The 20,829-nt window shown below is 41.5% G+C and carries 11 protein-coding genes; all 11 read right to left on the bottom strand.

The window, feature by feature from the left end; all coding sequences use genetic code 11:
- Positions 1-4,548: CshA/CshB family fibrillar adhesin-related protein (locus AC3E9F_RS08265; protein WP_490672993.1), on the bottom strand; the 4,548-nt coding region annotated here is incomplete at its 3' end.
- 257 nt (positions 4,549-4,805) lie between these two features.
- A complete protein-coding gene (gene rpoC, locus AC3E9F_RS08260; RefSeq protein ID WP_490672992.1) occupies positions 4,806-8,453 on the bottom strand; it encodes a DNA-directed RNA polymerase subunit beta' in 3,648 nt (1,215 codons plus the stop codon).
- Between the two features lie 32 nt (positions 8,454-8,485).
- Positions 8,486-12,088 carry a DNA-directed RNA polymerase subunit beta gene (rpoB, locus tag AC3E9F_RS08255; protein WP_490672991.1) on the bottom strand — a complete coding sequence of 1,201 codons (3,603 nt, stop codon included), beginning with the start codon at positions 12,086-12,088 and terminating at the stop codon, positions 8,486-8,488.
- 363 nt (positions 12,089-12,451) lie between these two features.
- Entirely contained in the window at positions 12,452-14,464 is a 2,013-nt protein-coding gene (locus AC3E9F_RS08250) for a DUF2079 domain-containing protein (RefSeq protein ID WP_263394105.1), read from the bottom strand.
- 175 nt (positions 14,465-14,639) lie between these two features.
- Positions 14,640-15,494 (bottom strand): VOC family protein, encoded by an 855-nt coding sequence (locus AC3E9F_RS08245; protein WP_263394106.1) that lies wholly within the window; start codon positions 15,492-15,494, stop codon positions 14,640-14,642.
- 130 nt (positions 15,495-15,624) lie between these two features.
- A complete protein-coding gene (locus AC3E9F_RS08240) occupies positions 15,625-17,127 on the bottom strand; it encodes a zinc ABC transporter substrate-binding protein AdcA (RefSeq protein ID WP_263394107.1) in 1,503 nt (500 codons plus the stop codon).
- A 9-nt stretch (positions 17,128-17,136) separates the two neighbouring features.
- The gene (locus tag AC3E9F_RS08235) at positions 17,137-17,943 is read right to left on the bottom strand and encodes a metal ABC transporter permease (protein ID WP_263394108.1); all 807 of its coding nucleotides are present in this window, start codon (positions 17,941-17,943) and stop codon (positions 17,137-17,139) included.
- Positions 17,936-18,640 (bottom strand): metal ABC transporter ATP-binding protein, encoded by a 705-nt coding sequence (locus AC3E9F_RS08230; protein WP_214262902.1) that lies wholly within the window; start codon positions 18,638-18,640, stop codon positions 17,936-17,938. The genes AC3E9F_RS08235 and AC3E9F_RS08230 overlap by 8 nt, the downstream gene beginning before the upstream one ends.
- A complete protein-coding gene (adcR, locus tag AC3E9F_RS08225; RefSeq protein WP_214262903.1) occupies positions 18,640-19,080 on the bottom strand; it encodes a zinc-dependent transcriptional regulator AdcR in 441 nt (146 codons plus the stop codon). The genes AC3E9F_RS08230 and adcR overlap by 1 nt, the downstream gene beginning before the upstream one ends.
- Positions 19,081-19,327: 247 nt before the next feature.
- A complete protein-coding gene (dltD, locus tag AC3E9F_RS08220) occupies positions 19,328-20,596 on the bottom strand; it encodes a D-alanyl-lipoteichoic acid biosynthesis protein DltD (protein WP_049495404.1) in 1,269 nt (422 codons plus the stop codon).
- Positions 20,589-20,828, bottom strand: coding sequence for a D-alanine--poly(phosphoribitol) ligase subunit DltC (gene dltC / locus AC3E9F_RS08215; protein WP_049495407.1), 240 nt, complete (start codon positions 20,826-20,828; stop codon positions 20,589-20,591). The genes dltD and dltC overlap by 8 nt, the downstream gene beginning before the upstream one ends.
- Position 20,829 lies beyond the last annotated feature (1 nt).

Genomic DNA, 20,829 nt, shown 5'->3' with positions numbered 1-20,829 from the left:
GGTACCGATAACTTTACCTTCTGGTGATTTAGCATCTACTGAAGCTGCTGGTTGACCATTTTCGTCAAGAAGAGTAATGGTATCCTTGTCGATTGGTGCAACTGGGTCACCTTCTGTGAATGTAACAGTACCAGTTTGAACCACACCTTGAGGTGCAACTGATTCAGCTGGAGTTGCAGTTGGTGTTACTGGAGTTACAGTTGGTGTGTACTTAGCTGTTACTGGGGTACCGTTCTTATCTACACGTTTAACAGTCACGCCTGTTCCTGTTCCTGTGAATGATTTTTCTGGTACAAATGTAACTGTTCCGTCTGGTGCTACTGTGTATGTTCCTTCACCTGGGATAGTCTTAGTTGTTGAACCATCTTCGAATGTTGCTGGAACATCATCATCCATTGGTACGTTTGAGTTACCTGGTGTGAATGTTGGTTTACCTGATTGTGTTTGACCTTGTTTATCAGTTGAAGTAGCATCTTCAGCTGTTGGTGTTACTGGGGTTACTGTTGGTGTGTATGTTGCAGAAGCTTTTGTTCCGTTCATATCTTCACGAACAACTGTCACTGATGGAGCTTTACCAACAAATGTTTTTTCAGGAACAAATGTTACTGTTCCATCTGGTGCTACTGTGTAAGTACCAACACCTTCAACAGTCTTAGTTGTAGATCCATCTTCAAATGTTGCTGGAACATCTTCGTTGATTGGAACAGTTTTTTCTACTCCATCAACTGTAACAGTTCCGCCCTTGAATTCAGGCTTACCTTTTTGAGTTGCACCTTGGATGTCAGTAGTTTCAGCTGGTGTTGCAGTTGGTGTTACTGGAACAATCTCAGGAGTGTAAGTTGTATCAACTTTGATTCCGTTTGAGCTTTCAGCTTGAACCTTAACTGGTGTTACCTTACCTGTATAAGATTTATCAGTTGGTGTGAAGGTTACAGTACCAGTTGCTGGGTCAATTGTGAATGTACCGATTGGTGTTGTTCCATCTTCAGCATAAGCTGTTGTAGTTGTAACTTCATTACCATCTTTATCCAAAAGTGTGTAGCTGTTATCTTTAATAGTGATAGCTTTTTCTTCACCGTTTACAGTAACAGTTGAACCTGCAAAGGTTGGTGTTCCTGTTTGAGTTGCACCTTGGATATCTTTAGATGTAGCTGGTTTCGCTGTTGGAGCAGCTGATTTTACAGTTGGTGTGTAGCTTGCTTCAGCAGTGATGGTTGCAGTCTTACCATTAGCATTTGTAATAGTAGCAGTTGCCTGAACAGTTACTCCTTTTGCAGTACCGACAAAGTCTTTTTCTGGCGTAAATGTTACCGCTCCTGTAGTAGGATCAATAGTGTAAGTTCCTTCTCCTGGAACAGTCACAGTAGTTTCATCAGTAGGTTGACCAGTTGCTGGATCTACCAATTTCTTACTTGTGATTTTCGCAGTCTTATCGTTGCTCAACTCAAATGTAGGAGTTTGAGTTTGTGGAACGTTTTGGACGTCCTCAGACACTTTATCTGTTGGTGTGATTGTAACTGGAGTTACAGTTGGTGTGTACTTAGCCGTAGCAGTCTTGAGGTATTCATCACGAACTGTTCCATCTTTATCTCTTCCGACAGGTGCAGTCAATGATACAGTAATACCTTTTGCAGTACCAGTAAATCCTGGTTCTGGAACAAAGGTAACTTCTCCTGTAGCATCATTGATTGAGTATGTTCCTTCTCCCGCTACTGTTACAGAAGTTGCGTTGGTGACTTGTCCAGTTGCTGGGTCCACTAGTTTAGCAGGATACTCCAAGCTTGGAGTGACAGCAATCTTTTCACCATTAGCATTTGTAAGAGTTGTGTTAAAAGTTGGTGTACCTGTTTGAGTTGCGCCTTGGACATCAGTTGAAGTCTTATCAACACCTTCAATTTCACTTGGAGTTACTGTTGGGATGTAAAGACCATCCATTGTTTTTAATACTGTATCAACGTTGGCTTCCTTATCTGGGAATTTAGTTGACCAACCAGTATCGTAGCCATTACTATCTGTACGACGGATTGAAATTCCATCAGCTGTTCCAAGGAAGTGATCTTCTGGGATGAATTCCACATCTACGTCTTTACCATTTGCGGTAATCTTATATTTACCTTGACCTGGTACGACATAGTAGCCTTCAGCATCCAAAGTAGCCTTGTTCCCATTTGCATCGACAATGTATGGTGCTACTGTTTCATCAATTTTTGCTGATTCAGTTAAGCTATAGCCTTGCAAACCTCGAGCAGTAAAGGCTACAGTTGCAGTTTGTTTAGCACCTTGAGGACCAGTTGTTTCTTTGAATTCTCCTTTTGGTGGATGGGTGATTTGAGTCTTGAAGTCCTCAACTTCCCCTGAAAAGGCCATACCAGTTGGACTCTCAATTTCTTTAGCATTCTTAGCGATACGGATCCGAACACCCAATTCATTGACACTAGGATCAATATAGGTTTTACTCTTTGTAAATCTTAACGTAGCCGTTCCATCTTGGGTAATGGTTGTTAAATCAGACCGTTCATCTTCATCGAAGGTTCCATTTTGATTGAAGTCAACCCAACCATAGATATTTGCCTGCGCAGCTCCTCCAGTATGTGCTTCAACAGAAATCTTATAATTACCTGGTTTGGTACGGTCCATCTTGATCAGCTCATTGGTTTTCCCTTTAAGATCACCTGGAAGCAATTGGTCGATGCCTTCATCCGCAGTGGTCGCCTTGTCATCACCCGTCCAATCAAGAGTATTGTTTTCATCCATATCAGGACTCAAGTGGCCGAGATAAGGTTGGTTTACTTTCTTACCGGTAATCCCATCAACAGTTGCAATTGAATGAACTGCCTTGCCGTATGATTCAGGAGCATCTCCTTCATCAAGTGGGAAGAAACCAAGCATAGCTGCCTGTTTCCCACCTGAAGCGATATATAAACCAACTTCAGAAGCCCCACGTGTCATAACAAGGGGAACAGCAACACTACTTGAAGAAATATTTGGTCCGAAGACTCCTGTTCCGAGACCTGCAGTTGTTAAATCGGCACTTCCATAATATTTCCAAGCAACTGCTTTTTTGTCTGGTCCGACTTGAGTACTATTACGAAGTTGATTAAGGTTCACCGCATAGAAATTCAAGCCATCTATTTTAGTGGTAGGATTTGGACCAAATAAATTGTCTGTATCTTGTGGAATATAAGTTTTAGTAGATTTATTTCCATATTTATACCACTCACCAATATGTTGCCAACCTTCTCCGTTTGTGGCGAACATAACCAATTCACCAGGGTTAGCAGACTCACCATCCGCCATGACAATGGCAGGTTTGACCACTTTTCCACGGAAGGTTGCAGAAACTTCAAACTGAACACCGATATTCCCACCGTCAAACTCGGAACTGATGGTTGTTTTTTTAGTCCCAGTATTGATGCCTTCACCTCTTATTTCTGTCCAACGGGTTTGAGCATCTGCTATAACTTTAGCTTCTTCACCGGCATTAAATGCTGGCAGAGTATACGACTGATTCCCATTTCCATTCACATAACCATTTTTTGCATTTGGATCATAGGTTGCTTTTTCAGCAGCTGTCGCTCCTCGGTCTTCTAAACGCTTTTTGTAGATTTCAGTCGCTTGGAAGGGTTTCAAAGATTTTACTTTGATGGTAACCACATAACCCGGCATAATTTCCTTAGTATAGGTAGCACCAACTTGAAGGGCAAGATTCCCACTCGATGTCGTCGTTGTTCCTGTCCAGTTGGCTACATCACCAAAGTCTAGCCATGAAATTTGGCTGGCTAGGTCAGCAGCATTAATATTTGTCGTAAATCCCGGTTTTTCTACCTTTGGAGTTGATGTTGCGTCTACAACATCTGCCCCAACTCCAGTAGTAGCTGCTGTATCTGCACGGAAGGCAGTATTCTTGTCAATCTCTTTACCATTACGAGGGTCATTTTTACCTGTATTCGCAATTGAGTTTGTACCTTCAGCTGGTTTTGTGTTTTCTGCAGGTTTTCCAGTTGTTGCTTCTGTCTTATCAGCAGTTGCTACTTTTTCTTCAGCTACAACTTTTTCTTTGTTTTTAAGTTTAGCATTGACAGTTGTTACAAGTGATTGATAAGTCGCATCCAACTCAGCTTGACTTGTAGCAGAACTAAGTGCATTTTTAGCATTAGCAAGAGCTACTTTAAGGATTTCAACACTCTCGTCTGTCTTGTTGCTGTATTTACCATTTGCCAAGTTTGCTTCAATTTCAGCAACGTAAGCTGCCAATTTGTCGCTGTTAAGCTCAGGTTTTACTTCAGTAGAAACTGCAGGTGCTGCTTCTGCTTGATAAGTTACTTCTTTAGCAGGTGCTGCTTCTGTAGTTTGAGGAGTTTCTGCCTTATCAACTTCTGTTTTAGCTGCAACTCCGTCAGCTTGTTTTTCTTCTTTTACTTCATCAGCTCCAACACCTGTAGCCGTTCCGAGCATCACTAACGTTCCGAGTAAGACCGAGCAAACTCCTACATGAAGTTTACGAATCGAAAATCGACTAATTCGGTCGTTAAACAGATCATTTTTCATGATTTTACCTCCAATACCCTTTAGGGAGTGTATATATTGTTATATTTTATGCATTGTTTTTCAAAAACCCTAAACATGCAACGTCTTATTTTAGCACTATTATACTTAAAATCAAAGTATTATGCTCATCATTTTGAGAGATGAAATTAAGTTAACTTAATTTCAATTAATTGTCATTTTTTCAGAAAAATTACATATAATTTTCAGTGCCTAAACATGCCAAAAGAGGGGTAAGCCCCTCTTTTAACTAAATAAGATTATTCACTTGTTTCAACAGTCTCAACTAGGACATCCACTTGCTCTTCTTGTGAATCTGCAAGGAGGGATTCTTCGTTGACTGCTTGTGGTTCAAGGTTACGGTAGCGAGCCATACCAGTACCCGCTGGGATGATCTTACCGATGATAACATTTTCTTTAAGTCCAAGGAGATGGTCTTTCTTACCACGGATAGCTGCGTCTGTAAGGACACGAGTTGTTTCCTGGAAGGAAGCTGCTGACAAGAAACTATTTGTTTCAAGTGAGGCTTTGGTGATTCCCATAAGGACTGGGCGACCAGTTGCTGGAACACCACCTGCGATAAGAACATCTTTGTTGGCATCTGTAAAGTCGTTGATGTCCATGAGTGTACCCATGAGGAGGTCTGTATCCCCTGGATCCATGACACGAACTTTGCGGATCATTTGACGAACCATTACCTCGATGTGTTTGTCACCGATTTCTACCCCTTGGCTACGGTAAACTTTTTGTACTTCACCGAGGAGGTAGGTTTCAACTGACAAGACATCACGTACAGCAAGGAGACGTTTTGGTTGGATAGAACCTTCTGTCAATGCTGCACCACGAGAGATTTGATCGCCAACTTCTACACGCATACGGGCTGTAAATGGTACCACGTATTCGCCTTCTCCAGTTTCGCCTTTAACGAAGACTTTCTTAGTACGAGTTGAAGCATCTTCTTCGATTGCTGTAACTTCCCCTTTGACTTCTGTGATGACCGCTTCCCCTTTAGGATTGCGGGCTTCGAAGATTTCTTGGACACGAGGAAGACCCTGAGTGATATCGGTATTTGAGGCAACCCCACCCGTGTGGAAGGTACGCATTGTAAGCTGTGTACCAGGTTCCCCGATAGATTGGGCAGCGATTGTACCAACTGCTTCACCAACTTCAACCGCATCACCAGTCGCCAAGTTGATACCATAACAGTGACGGCAGACACCATGACGAGTGTTACATGTAAATACAGAGCGGATAGTCACTTCTTCAACACCGGCATTGACGATTTCACGAGCCTTGTCTTCTGTGATCAATTCATTTGGACCAATGATAACTGCACCAGTTTCTGGGTGTTTAACAGTTTTCTTAGTGTAACGACCATTGAGACGTTCTTCAAGAGACTCAATCATCTCTTTACCTTCAGTAATAGAACGGATCAAGAGACCACGGTCAGTTCCACAGTCATCCTCACGAATGATAACGTCTTGGGCAACGTCAACCAAACGACGAGTCAAGTAACCTGAGTCGGCTGTCTTAAGGGCCGTATCGGTCATACCTTTACGGGCACCGTGAGTTGAGAAGAACATTTCGAGTACTGACAAACCTTCGCGGAAGTTTGAAAGGATTGGCAATTCCATGATACGTCCGTTCGGAGCAGCCATCAGACCACGCATACCGGCAAGCTGTGAGAAGTTTGAGATGTTACCACGGGCTCCAGAGTCCATCATCATAACGATAGGGTTCTTAGGATCTTGGTTGGCAACCAAACGTTTCTCGAGTTTTTCACGGGCAGCACGCCATTCAGCTGTAACAGCATTGTAGCGTTCGTCATCTGTGATCATACCACGACGGAATTGTTTTGTGATTTGTTCTACACGTTTGTGTGATTCTTCGATGATTTCAGCCTTGTCTTCAACGACTGGAATATCGGCGATACCTACTGTCAAACCTGCAAGAGTTGAGTGGTGGTAGCCGAGGTTCTTCATACGGTCAAGTAGGGCAGATGTTTCTGTCGTACGGAAACGTTTGAAGATTTCAGCGATGATATTTCCAAGGTTTTTCTTCTTGAATGGTGGGTTGAGTTCAAGTCCTTCAATAGCTTCCTTGATATTTCCACCTAATGGCAAGAAGTACTTCGCCGGAACACCTTCTGTCAAGTTAGCGTTTGTTGGCTCTTGCAAGTAAGGTAGTCCTTCTGGCATGATATCGTTGAAGAGGATTTTACCAACAGTTGTAAGCAAGATTTTGTGTTTTTGCTCTTCTGTCCATGGTTTGTTCAAGCTATCTGTTGCGATACCAACACGTGAGTGGAGGTGAACATAACCATTACGGTAAGCCATGACAGCTTCGTCACGGTCCTTGAAGACCATACCTTCGCCTTCACGACCAGCTTCTTCCATAGTCAAGTAGTAGTTACCCAAAACCATGTCCTGAGATGGAGTAACAACTGGTTTCCCATCTTTAGGGTTCAAGATATGCTCAGCAGCAAGCATCAAGATACGAGCTTCTGCTTGGGCTTCTTCTGAGAGCGGTACGTGGATGGCCATTTGGTCACCGTCAAAGTCGGCATTGTAGGCTTCACAGACAAGTGGGTGCAAGCGAAGGGCTTTACCGTCAATCAAGACAGGTTCAAAGGCTTGGATACCCAAACGGTGAAGGGTAGGTGCGCGGTTCAAAAGTACTGGGTGTTCTTTGATAACTTCTTCGAGGATATCCCAGATGCGTTCATCTCCGCGTTCTACCAAGCGTTTAGCCGCTTTAACGTTTTGCACGATATCGCGCGCAACGATTTCACGCATCACGAATGGTTTAAAGAGCTCGATTGCCATTTCACGTGGCACACCACATTGGTACATCTTAAGAGTTGGACCAACGGCGATAACGGAACGGCCTGAGAAGTCAACACGTTTACCGAGCAAGTTTTGACGGAAGCGTCCTTGTTTACCTTTGAGCATGTGGCTCAATGATTTAAGTGGACGGCTACCTGGTCCTGTAATTGGACGACCACGACGACCATTGTCAATCAAAGCGTCAACCGCTTCTTGAAGCATACGCTTCTCATTTTGAACGATAATACCTGGTGCATTCAACTCAAGCAAACGAGCCAAACGGTTATTACGGTTGATAACACGGCGGTAAAGGTCGTTCAAGTCAGATGAGGCAAAACGGCCACCATCCAACTGCAACATTGGACGAAGATCTGGTGGAATAACTGGAAGGATGTTGAGAATCATCCACTCAGGCTTGTTGCCAGACTTGTGAAAAGCGTCTAAAACATCCAAACGACGGATAGCTTTGACACGTTTTTGTCCAGTAGCTGTTTTTAACTCTTCTTTGAGTTCAGCAATTTCTTTTTCAAGATCTACTTGTTTCAAGAGGTCTTGGATAGCTTCGGCACCCATTTTGGCAACGAATGAACCATGACCAAACTCACGCAAGCGTTCACGGTATTCACGCTCTGTCATGATAGACTTGTGCTCAAGTGGTGTATCTTTTGGATCAATCACCACGTAAGCAGCAAAGTAGATAACTTCCTCGAGGGCACGAGGACTCATATCAAGGGTCAAGCCCATACGGCTTGGAATCCCCTTGAAATACCAGATATGAGATACAGGAGCTTTTAACTCGATGTGTCCCATACGTTCACGACGAACTTTTGTACGCGTTACTTCAACACCACAACGGTCACAAACAATCCCTCTGTAACGAATGCGTTTGTATTTACCACAAGCACATTCCCAGTCTTTTGTAGGACCAAAGATCACTTCGTCAAAGAGTCCTTCACGTTCTGGTTTCAACGTACGGTAATTGATTGTTTCAGGTTTTTTGACTTCTCCATAAGACCATGAACGGACTTTGCTTGGAGAAGCTAGTGTGATTTGCATACTTTTAAAACGATTTACATCAACCACTATTTCTTCCCTTTCTATTATAAGTGAACTGCTTATTCTTGTTCAGCAGCTTCTTCTGTTGTTTCCGCTTTTGCATTTTCTTCTGCTTCAAAGGCTGCTTTAGCCTCTTGAGCTGCTCTTTCGCGGGCTTTTTCAAGGTCATCTACGTGGATGACATCTTCGTCCATTCCTTCATCAAGGTCACGAAGTTCCACTTCTTGATCGTCTTCGTCAAGGACACGCATGTCAAGACCAAGAGATTGCAATTCTTTTACAAGAACTCGGAATGATTCTGGAACACCTGGTTTTGGAATTGGTTTTCCTTTTGTAATGGCTTCATAAGCTTTCAAACGTCCGTTGATATCGTCAGACTTGTAAGTCAAGATTTCTTGAAGGACATTTGACGCACCATAGGCTTCAAGCGCCCAAACCTCCATCTCACCGAAACGTTGTCCACCAAACTGAGCTTTACCTCCGAGTGGTTGTTGTGTAACGGTTGAGTATGGTCCGACTGAACGAGCGTGCAATTTATCATCAACCATGTGGTGGAGTTTGATCATGTACATGACACCAACTGACACACGGTTATCAAATGGTTCACCAGTACGACCATCGTATAGGATCGTCTTAGCGTCGCTATCCATACCTGCTTCTTTGACAGTGTCCCAAAGATCTTCAGAACTTGCTCCGTCAAAGACTGGTGTTGCGATGTGAATACCAAGAGTACGAGCCGCCATACCAAGGTGAAGCTCCATAACCTGACCGATATTCATACGTGATGGTACCCCAAGCGGGTTCAACATGATATCGACTGGAGTTCCATCTGGAAGGTAAGGCATGTCTTCTACAGGAACGATACGAGAGACAACCCCTTTGTTCCCGTGACGTCCGGCCATCTTATCTCCGACCTTAATCTTACGTTTTTGAGCGATGTATACGCGAACAAGCATATTCACACCAGATTGCAATTCATCACCGTTTGCACGTGTAAAGATTTTAACATCACGAACGACACCGTCGGCACCGTGTGGTACACGAAGGGAAGTATCACGCACTTCACGAGACTTGTCTCCGAAGATAGCGTGCAAGAGACGCTCCTCAGCAGAAAGATCTTTTTCACCCTTAGGTGTTACTTTACCTACAAGGATATCTCCTTCTTTAACCTCAGCACCAATACGGATAATACCCATTTCGTCAAGGTCTTTAAGGGCATCTTCACCAACGTTTGGAATTTCACGAGTGATTTCTTCAGGCCCAAGCTTTGTATCGCGTGTTTCTGATTCGTATTCTTCGAGGTGAACAGATGTGTAAACATCGTCTTTCACCAAGCGTTCGCTCATGATAACGGCATCCTCGAAGTTGTAACCTTCCCATGTCATGTAGGCAACGATTGGGTTTTGTCCAAGCGCCATTTCACCTTTTTCCATAGAAGGTCCATCAGCGATAAAGTCACCTTTTTCGATGACATCGCCAACTCGAACAAGGGTACGTTGGTTATAAGCAGTACCTGAGTTTGAACGACGGAATTTTTGGATGTGGTAAACATCAAGGGAACCATCTTCACGGCGAACTTCTACTTTGTCCGCATCCGCATAGGTAACCTTACCACCATGTTGTGCAATAACTGCAGCTCCTGAATCATGGGCTGCTTGGTATTCCATACCAGTCCCAACGAAAGGCGCTTTAGGATCAATCAACGGAACAGCCTGACGTTGCATGTTGGCACCCATGAGGGCACGGTTGGAGTCATCGTTTTCCAAGAAAGGAATACATGCTGTCGCAACGGCAACTACCTGCTTAGGAGAAACGTCCATATAGTCAACGCTTGATGCTGGATATTCTTGGTTAACCCCTTGGTGACGTCCCATGACAACTTTTTCAGCAAAAGTTCCATCTGCGTTCAATTTAGAGTTGGCCTGAGCTACTGTGTATTCATCTTCTTCATCGGCAGTCAACCAAACAATTTCGTTGGTAACTTTACCAGTTGCACGGTCAACTTTACGGTATGGTGTTTGAATGAAACCATACTTGTTAAGGTGCCCGTATGAAGACAAGTTGTTGATCAAACCGATGTTTGGTCCTTCAGGTGTTTCGATTGGACACATACGACCATAGTGAGTGTAGTGCACGTCACGCACTTCATATCCAGCGCGGTCACGTGTCAAACCACCAGGCCCTAAGGCAGACAAACGACGTTTGTGAGACAACTCAGAAAGCGGGTTGTGTTGGTCCATGAACTGTGACAATTGTGAAGAACCAAAGAATTCTTTGATCGCTGCAGTCACTGGACGGATGTTAATGATTTGTTGAGGTGTCAATACTTCGTTATCTTGAACAGACATACGTTCACGAACATTACGTTCCATACGTGAAAGTCCAAGACGTACTTGGTTGGCAAGCAATTCACCAACAGCACGGATACGACGGTTTCCAAGGTGGTCAATATCATCAACACGACCGATACCTTCAGCCAAGTTGAGGAAGTAGCTCATCTCAGCGAGGATATCTGCAGGAGTGATCGTGCGAACTTTATCCTCTGGATTTGCATTGCCGATGATTGTTACAACACGGTCTGGATCAGTTGGTGCCACAACCTTGAATTTTTGAAGAACAACTGGTTCTGTCAAAACAGCTGAGTCATTTGGAGTGTAGACAATCTTGTTCAAATCACCATCCAAGTGACTTTCGATACTTTCGATGACATCGCGAGTCATTACAGTACCTTTTTCAACCAAGATTTCACCGGTTTCAGGGTCCACCAATGGTTCAGCGATTGTTTGATTGAGCAAACGAGTTTTAATATTCAATTTCTTGTTAATCTTGTAACGTCCAACGGCTGCCAAGTCATAACGACGTGGGTCGAAGAAACGAGCCACAAGTAAGGTACGTGAACTCTCAGCAGTTTTTGGTTCACCTGGACGAAGACGCTCATAAATTTCTTTCAAAGCTTCGTCTGTACGAGAGTCCATTGGGTTTTTATGGATATCTTTTTCAACAGTGTTACGAACCAATTCGCTGTCACCAAAGATATCAAAGATCTCATCATCACCTGAGAAACCAAGTGCACGAACCAAGGTCGTAAATGGAATTTTACGAGTACGGTCGATACGAGTGTAGGCGATGTCTTTTGAGTCACTTTCAAGTTCCAACCAAGCTCCACGGTTAGGGATAACAGTTGAACCGTAGCCCACTTTACCGTTTTTGTCTACCTTGTCATTAAAGTAAACACCTGGAGAACGCACCAACTGTGATACGATAATACGTTCACCACCGTTGATGATAAAAGTACCCATCTCAGTCATGATTGGGAAATCACCAAAGAAGACTTCTTGAGTTTTGATTTCGCCTGTTTCTTTGTTGATCAAGCGGAAAGTTACAAAGATTGGTGCTGAGTAACTTGCATCATGGATACGAGCTTCTTCAAGCGTGTATTTTGGTTCTTTGATTTCGTAGCCAACAAACTCTAACTCCATAGTGTCAGTAAAGTTTGAAATTGGCAATACATCTTCAAACACTTCCTTTAGACCATGGTCTAGGAAATCTTTGAATGAATCAGTTTGAATTTCAATCAAATTTGGTAAGTCAAGAACTTCTTTAATTCTTGAAAAACTACGACGGGTCCGATGTTTCCCGTATTGAACGTCATGTCCTGCCAAGATGATTCTCCTTTGTAAATAAAGTTCCAAGCTTAGTTACCTAAGCAAATAAATATCGTTAAATGGTTCTAAAACCCCTATCAACTTATCCCCTTTGACTAATTTTTCAGAATCTTTAAATCTCTGTTACAGATGCAAAAAATACCGAAAAAAAGCACAAAAAGAGCAGTTAAATCTGACTTTTTTCAGGAGATTTAACTGCTGTGAGCCTTGTCCGGACAATATTTCAGACAAAACCTACGACAAATGATTACTCATATTATACCTGATTTTCTCTGATTTTTCAAGACCTTTGAACCATTTTTTCTTACTTTAGTATAGAAGTGGTTTGTTTTCTGAAAAGGGAGTTTTCATGTTCCGAAGTTACTGTGGTTTTTCTAAGATGAAAATTTCATTCGAAGAATAACTGCTTTCCTTGTAGCCTAAGCTTTCATATTGCTTAATCAGCTCAACATAGAGTTCGCTAGTATCCTTACTTTTTCTCGGAATAACTACAAAATCTATAGACGAATCCACTTTCTGACCGTTGTGATAGAAAATATCATATAATTTTTGGTGTTTTCTGAGAACTGATGTGTACGGATGTTCAGCGACTACTGAAGATTCAGCCGGCAGACTCTCTAAGGTGTATCGTATATCATCAAAATTTTGTTTGTTTTGATGATAATAGCCGATATTAAAGCTCCATTTATGCGTCAACTGGTGTAATAGCATTCCAGATACAACAATACCTACCACAACGGTAAGAACAACAAACTTTTCTTGCAAAATTTTGTTGATTTGAAGTTCTTCTAGAGAGAGTAAAGCCATTAGAAAAAGTAAGGCTGCACTACCATAACTATATTGAAAACCGATGTCATATTGATAAGGCCAATTGGGCAATAAATTTATGACAACAAGCGGTAGAGCTAATATATAATTTTCCCAATTTCGTTGAACAAGAGGTAGGAAACAAAGCGGAGCAAGCATTAGGAACAGATAACCTAATCGCTTAGCGGTAAAAATTGTACTGATCACATATTCTGGATGGGTCAAGAGATTTTTCAAGACCATGAATAGTCCACTCTCACCATTCTGTAGATAAGTGTCAAAACGAGAGACCATACCTCCTTCGCCGTAAACACTCAAGAGATACATCGCAAACATAAAATAAACAATAGGTAAAACAATATCTACTAACAAAATCCGCAGTCTTGTGGTTTTTGATAAGATGAATCGTTTTTGTAAGAGGAAGTAGGCTCCAATGCTAATCACATAGATAAATGCATCTTCTTTTACCAGTAATAGTAGCAAAGTCGAACCGATAATACCCAGTTTTCGCTCAGAAACAATGAAATAAAACAACCAGAAGATCAAAGCGGTTAGGAAACAATTTTCATGGAGATGAGTCCCGCCTGCAGTTGTTATAACAGGGAATAAAACAAACCATGCTACTATCAATATATTTGTTAGTTTAGATAGTTTGAATTTAGGAAGTAATAGTTTCAGAGGAATAATTGCAGAAAAAGCAACTAAAACCTGTAAAATATCTAGCGTTTCTACATATGGGAATAATTTATAAAACGGAAGCATTAGATAAAAGATTGGAGACACGTGTACCGCAAAATGCGAAAGTACTCGGTCTCTCTCCAATGTTGTAATCGGAGTCCAATCTGTATTCATACGCTCAAACATTTGAGAAAAGATACCGATGTCAAAGGTGCTCACCTCAATTGTTTTGACTTTATAATACACAACGACACAAAGATAGAGAACATAAGCAATACTAAGTGACAGAACCGCTAACCATACTAACTTTTTATGTTCTTCTAAAAATTCTTTTACTGGCAATTGTACAAAAAGAAAAATCAGTACAGCAGAGAGAATCACTGCTAAAATGATTGGCCAAATCAGTGTGTAAAATCTAGTAGTCGTTAAATCAACGGCATGAAAACCGAGTGCTGCATCATTAAAATTGGAATCAACTAAGGTTAATAGACGGGGAATCGCGCCTACTATCGTAAACAAATACAAGAAAGACAAGGATTCACCTTTGAGCTTAAAAAAGACAAAGAGAAGCAATGCCAAAAGTAGTATCCCTAACGCTAGGAAAAATGAAATACTTTTATATACAGCAAAAAATAAGACTAGACAAGATATAAGAATATTAATCCTACGAATATTGAGGGATGATTCTATTTCCACTACCCCAATGAATATAGCTGCTATGAGAAAAACCAAGATTTTGTCAAAAACAGGTCCAGAATTTAGACTTAGAAAAATGTCTTGTGGTGCATAGTGCAATAAATGAAGCAAAATGACTATTAAATATGCCCCCAGACCATACGACAAAAATTGCTTTCGTTTTTCAAAAATATTCCCTAATACTTTTTCCACAGTAATAATCCTCCTAATAATAAAATAATTGTATCATAATCCTGCCCTTCCTTCTATCCCTTTTTGAATCTTTTACAACACTATCAATGTCATAACCTCCATTTTTCATTATCGAAAAACCAGAATAAAAAAGAACTGTTCAACCTACTGATAAGGTAGTCTGAACTGCTCTTGTTTAATTCCCTACTCTAACTCGCGTAACAATGCCATCTTTGTCGGTCACACTAAACTCTGCAGACGAAAGCCACTGAGTTATGGCCTTGCTAGTTTGAGATTGAGCAAATACTTTTAATAATTCCTCCTTGTTCTCAACTTCAACCGCATAGTAGGCAAGACCTATCATTCCATGCTCACGAGGAGCTAAGTTTTTACCACCCCATTCATTGACGGCCAAATGATGATGATAATCCCCTGATGCTATCCAACTGGCATGTGGAATCGTGAATTTATCCTCAAGACCTAGAGACTCTTGATAGAAAGAGCTCGCTTCTCGACTATTCTTAACAGATAGATGAACATGGCCCATGCGAGTGCCACTTGCAATGACAAAAGGATCCAGTTCTTTGCCTAGTTCATAGATGTCTTGGGCAGACAGCTCTTCTGTCACCCCAATAATTCGCCCGTCCTCTCGAATATCCCACTCGGTCACAGGCTTGTCTCTGTAGAGTTCAATGCCATTGCCCTCCAGGTCTTCTAGATAGATAGCCTCACTATAGCCATGATCAGCTCCACCAACTAATGGAATCTTTAAGTCTAACAAGTGTTTAAAAACATTAGCCAAATCTTCACGAGTCGGTAAAAGAAGTGCCATATGATAAAGACCATAACTTTGCTTAGGATTGCTAATGTCATCCGTCTTAATTAGCCGAACTAGCGGTTTTCCACCGGCACCTAAAAGAACTTCTTTTTCCGATTGATTCAAAATCTCCAACCCAAGCAACTGATGATAAAATGCTGTCTGACTTTCTAAGCTCTTAACATTTAAAGCTACTTCAGCCAAATAAATCTGACTATTATATTGGTAAACCATAGAAAACCTCTCTTTGTTGTAACTTTTTTTGTTACAATTATTATACACCCTTCTTAACCAATGTCAATCCAGATGCTCAACGCTGATAACACAAGAAAAATCCTCCCCATGTAGGAAGGATTGTTTGGATTTAATGAGCTAACATTTCTTGAGCAATTTCCTGACCAGATAAGTTATCTGGATAGTAGGTTGGCCAGTTGTCCATCTCTTCAAAGAGGGCTTCTTGGCTAGTGCCTCCAAAGAAGATATGGAAATGCTCTGCCTTGACCGGAGCGATATTGTGGTCGCTAAACTGAACATACTTGAATTGCCCAGCGTCCGCATCAGTCGCTTCAAAGAGGAAGCGTACTCCACGATTCCCTTTCTTATAAGTCAAGATTTTCTTGCCGACATACTTGTAAGTATATTTCTTACTTTGACCACCTTGGATGAATTCCATAGTATTATCCGTGATGTTAATCTTGGTCACATCTGTTTGGTAGCCCTTTTGATAGTAAGCCTTATACTCATCCTTGGTCATCTTACCAGTCAATTTAGCCTTGTAGTCAAATACTTGGTCAAGAGTCCCATCCTCAAGGAAAGGATAGACAGACTGCCAGTTGCCAGCATAATCACTTAGGGTACGGTCCTTAACATCTGCATCCTCAAAGTAGCCATTTTGAACGGTTTTAGTTTCCTCTGCCTTTTCTGGTTCAATCTCTGCTCCTGCCTGATCAGTTGTCTGCTTGAGTGCCTTGAGGTTTTTCTCCATGACAGAGACATAGTTTTCTCCAGCCTTCATGTCCTCTTCGGTCAGGCTTTCCAGAGGATTCAGAACGTCTAACTTCACTCCTGTTTCTTTTGAAAGAGTATTGGCTAAAGCTTGAGAGGCATTTTCTTCAAAGTAGATATAAGAAATCTTGTTTTTCTTGATGTACTCGGTCAATTCTGCCAAGCGACTTGCTGACGGTTCAGCATCTGGCGACAGACCTGAGATAGAGACTTGATTAAGTCCGTAGTCCAAGGCTAGATAACGAAAGGCAGCGTGCTGAGTCACAAAACTCTTTTGTTTAGCACTAGAAAGATCTTCAGTATAGGATTTATCCAAGGCTTGTAGTTTTTCGATATAGGCTGCTGCATTTTGCTCAAAAGTCGCCTTCTTATCTGGATAGTCAGCTGATAAACTGTCACGGATATGCTCTACAAGCTTAATGGCACGCGCAGGAGACAACCACACGTGAGGATCATACTCGTGATGATGACCTTCTTCGCCATGATCATGGTCTTCCTCTTCTTCACTTCCTGGAAGAAGCAACATATCTCCAGTAGCCTTAATTGTTTTTACTTTTTTCTCATCTAGTGAATCTAAAAGCTTTGGAACCCATGTTTCCATGTTCTCATTTTCATAAACAAAGGCATCAGCGTCTTGAATTTTAGCGACTGCCTTTGGTGATGGTTCATAATCATGTGGCTCTGTTCCAGCCCCGATTAAGAGTTCAACATTGGCTGTGTCTCCTGCTACTTGCTTGGTAAATTCGTAGACAGGATAGAAAGTTGTGACGATATTTAATTTCCCATCTGCTTGTTTTTGATTAGAACAAGCGACTAAGAACAAGGTCACAAGACTTGCCAAAAGTAGGCTTAGTTTTTTCATGTGCTTCTCCTATTTGATAAAACGTTTGAGGATGCTGACTACTAAAAAGACAACTACAAAGATAATGGTGATACTTGCACTAGGAGGCGTCTCTGCATAATAGGAAATATAGAGTCCCGCAACCATGCCTAGAAAACCAATGACGCTAGCAAGAATCATCACAGAACTAAAGTTTTTACCTAGACGCAAAGCAATACTTGCTGGCAAAACCATAATAGTCGATACCAAAAGTGCTCCCGCTGCTGGTATCATGAGGGCAATAGCCACACCCGTCACCATGTTAAAGAGAATAGACATGGTGCGTACAGGCAATCCATCTACAAAAGCTGTATCCTCGTCAAAAGTTAGAATATACATAGGTCTTAAAAATAGGAAGGTCAAGATTAACACTACCGCTGCAATGACAAAGAGCCCAATGACCTGCTCTTGACTAATAGTCACAATAGAACCAAAAAGATACTGATCCAGACTCATCGAACTAGAACTCTTCCCCTTACTCATCACAATAAGTGAAACTGCAAGTCCTGTAGACATGAGAATGGCTGTCCCAATCTCCATAAAGCTTTTATAAACTGTACGCAAGTATTCAAGAAAGACCGCCGCAATCAAAACGATCACAATGGTTGAGATGGTCGGAGAAATCCCCAAAACCAAACCAAAGGCAACACCCGAAAGCGAGACGTGACTGAGAGTATCACTCATGAGACTTTGACGGCGCAAGATGAGAAAAGTCCCAAGAACTGGTGAAAAGAGACTCATGGCAATAACTGCCAAAAAGGCTCGCTGCATAAAATCATAAGACAGTAGATTAAGCATGCTCCACCTCCTGGTCACTTTCATGGACATTGAAGCAACGCCATGGTGAATCTTGGTCTCGGACAAGGTGAATATTGCGATCTGCGTAGTCTTTGACTTCTTCTGGGTCATGAGTAATCATCAAAACAGCCTTGCCATGATGGTGGGCGCTGTGGTGCATGAGCTCATAAAATTCATTCTTAGTCCCTGCATCCATCCCTGTCGTCGGCTCATCCAAGATAAAGATATCTGGATCGGACGCAAACATACGTGCAATGACTGCTCTTTGCTTTTGCCCACCAGAGAGGGAACCAATGCGTTTATCCCGATGTTCCCACATGCCAACCGAGTTTAAACTAGCCTTGATATGTTCCTCATCGTGAGCATTTAAACGACGGAACCAGCCCTTTCTTGGATAACGACCTGATTTGACAAATTCATAAACAGTACTTGGAAAGCCTGCGTTAAAACTTGCAATTTGTTGAGGAAGGTAGGCGATTCTTAGTTTTGTCCCACGAGTGTTGGTCTTTGAAATGGTAACTTTACCAAATCTTGGTTGTAAAATACCTAGACTGGCCTTGATTAGAGTCGTCTTGGCAGCTCCGTTTTCTCCCGTGAGTGTGACAAACTCCCCACTATCAACACTGTAATTGATGTGCTCAAGCACAGGTTCCTTGTCATAATAGAAGGACAAATCCTCTACTGTGATGTATCTCATTACTTGATTTCTCCTACTAAAGCAGTTAAAAACCGCTGGATAATTTGTTGCTCCTTAGCTGAGAATTGAGTGACAACTTGTTCATACGTCGAGAGGGTATGCTCATGATGATGGTGGTGCTCCTCAGCAATTGGTCTAGCAAGGTCTGTCAATTGATAAAAAATCACTCGAGCATCCTTAGGATCCTTAGACGTTTCCAGCATCCCCTCTTTAATCAAAGATTTAATAGCCTTGGTAACAGCCGCTTGACTGACATTAAGGCGACGTGCCAACTCAGAATTGGTCAATGATTCCTCTGATAAGAGCATGAGGATATGCTCCTGGGTGTTTGTCAAAGCCACTTCACTCGTGCAATGACCAATCAAAATTTCATGCTGATTTTCAGCTTTCAAGATTACTTCATTTAAAAAATGATCAATTTCCGTTGCTAATTGTCTCATGATTTGCCCCTTTCTTCGAATAGTTTTTCCATTATTACAGGACTTTTAGTCTATTTGTTTACTAGTTAAGTATATCACATCCTAGTACAGAGTCAAGAAAAAAGATGAAAACAATTTTTATGTTTTCATTTTCTATGTATTCTTTTACTGGACTTTACTCAATTGAGGAATCCACTACTATACTCGCATTCGGCAAAAAGTCTGTGATTACAAAAAGCCCAAACTAAGGTTCAGGCTCTTTGGTTATTTATTGAAAATCTTTGATATTACCGTCGTAATTAGCCCAATCCTGGCTAAAGAATCGGTCATTTGTTTGGTAATTAGGAGCTGTTGTTGGATTGCTTAAAAAAGGATTTACAACCTTATCAAAGGCCAACCAGCCTAACCAACCAATATGAATCGTATCCTTAACAAAGTATGGATCTCCTCCATTTTTTGAGAAATCAGCAATATTGGTGAAACCTTGGCTTTCCAACTGGTAACGAATTTTTTCAACTGCGTGTTGATACATTTCCTCACTCAGTCCAGTATAATCCATCCATTTTTTATTGACAGGTTGAAAAACAAAGAGCACATTGACCTTGGACTTGGCAAATTGATCAAGCACTAGCTGTAAATCATTGTACTCATAGGACTTGAGAAAGTTGTAATTTTTTTGATACCCTTCCCATTTTTTCAAATCTTTCTTTAACTGAGTATTGTAAAAATGGTTCTCCATTCCCAAATCATTATTGGTTGTATTTTCTTCACCCTCTTTTCGAGCGATATTTTCCAATTCTTCATAAGAAAATTGATCTGGGAGACTGCTCAAATATTTTTCAATATGATCTTTATACTTTAATCGACCTCGAATCGAGAATTGGCCAAAAAGAGCAGCTTGTTTTTCATTGAACTCTGCAGAAGCTGTGATGATTGAATGATCAAAGTCCGACAATTGCTCGTTTTTAGCTAACTTTTCAACAATCCCCTTCATCGGTACGCTTGGGTTCTGCTTCAAGAGTCTATTAGCCGCATACTGAGTGGCCACATCCCCAGATTGGTTTTCCAAGAAGGCCGTCAACTGATCATTGTTAAAATAGGTTTGAAAAATAGTCGGGTCATGATCCTCTTTTGTAAACCACTGTGGAGAGATTACAAATATCGCTTGTTTATTTTCAAGTTCAGACGTAATTTGTTGCATCCCAAAATACTGACTGAGTGAAGCAGCACCTGCCTGCCCCATAAAATAGGGTCGATAGGAGCGATTGTACTTTTCAGCTAATACTCCTGGATGCATGTTGTCGAAACGAATCCATTCACTTGATCCAAAGAAAGGGACAAAACGCATATCAGGGTCTGTAAGAGCTCTTACTTTTTGGCTTCTCTCCTTAAAGCTCTCTGCACTTACAGAAGCCGCAGAGTATTTCTCCTCCGTCAGATTATGGCTTCTTGTACTTGGATAAAAAAAGATTAGTAGAAGAACCAACAATCCCGCTATAAAAACAGGCCCAAAAATCAGCCACAGGCGTTTAAGCATTTTGTAGCTCCACAATACCGGCTACGATTTTATTAGCCGTATTCCAGTCATCACGACCAAATTCTGTAACTGGGACACGAATATCAAAGCGATTCTCGATTTCCACGATTAATTCAACTGTTCCCATACTATCCAAGACACCTGCATCGAAGAGATCCTCATCCATCATGTCAGAAACATCTTCCATAAACAATTCATCAATAATTTCAATAACTTCTGATTTGATATCCATT

Source organism: Streptococcus sp. SCPM-O-B-15277 (M60), assembly GCF_058200335.1.
The sequence above is the reverse complement of the archived record's forward strand: the minus strand, read 5'-3'. Positions and strand labels throughout refer to the sequence as shown.

Coding starts and splice junctions, on each gene's coding strand:
- AC3E9F_RS08245 (WP_263394106.1), bottom strand. CDS start 15,494: ATGGTTTACCAATATAATAGTCAGATTTATTTGGCTGAAGTAGCTTTA.
- AC3E9F_RS08240 (WP_263394107.1), bottom strand. CDS start 17,127: ATGAAAAAACTAAGCCTACTTTTGGCAAGTCTTGTGACCTTGTTCTTA.
- AC3E9F_RS08235 (WP_263394108.1), bottom strand. CDS start 17,943: ATGCTTAATCTACTGTCTTATGATTTTATGCAGCGAGCCTTTTTGGCA.
- AC3E9F_RS08230 (WP_214262902.1), bottom strand. CDS start 18,640: ATGAGATACATCACAGTAGAGGATTTGTCCTTCTATTATGACAAGGAA.
- adcR (WP_214262903.1), bottom strand. CDS start 19,080: ATGAGACAATTAGCAACGGAAATTGATCATTTTTTAAATGAAGTAATC.
- dltD (WP_049495404.1), bottom strand. CDS start 20,596: ATGCTTAAACGCCTGTGGCTGATTTTTGGGCCTGTTTTTATAGCGGGA.
- dltC (WP_049495407.1), bottom strand. CDS start 20,828: ATGGATATCAAATCAGAAGTTATTGAAATTATTGATGAATTGTTTATG.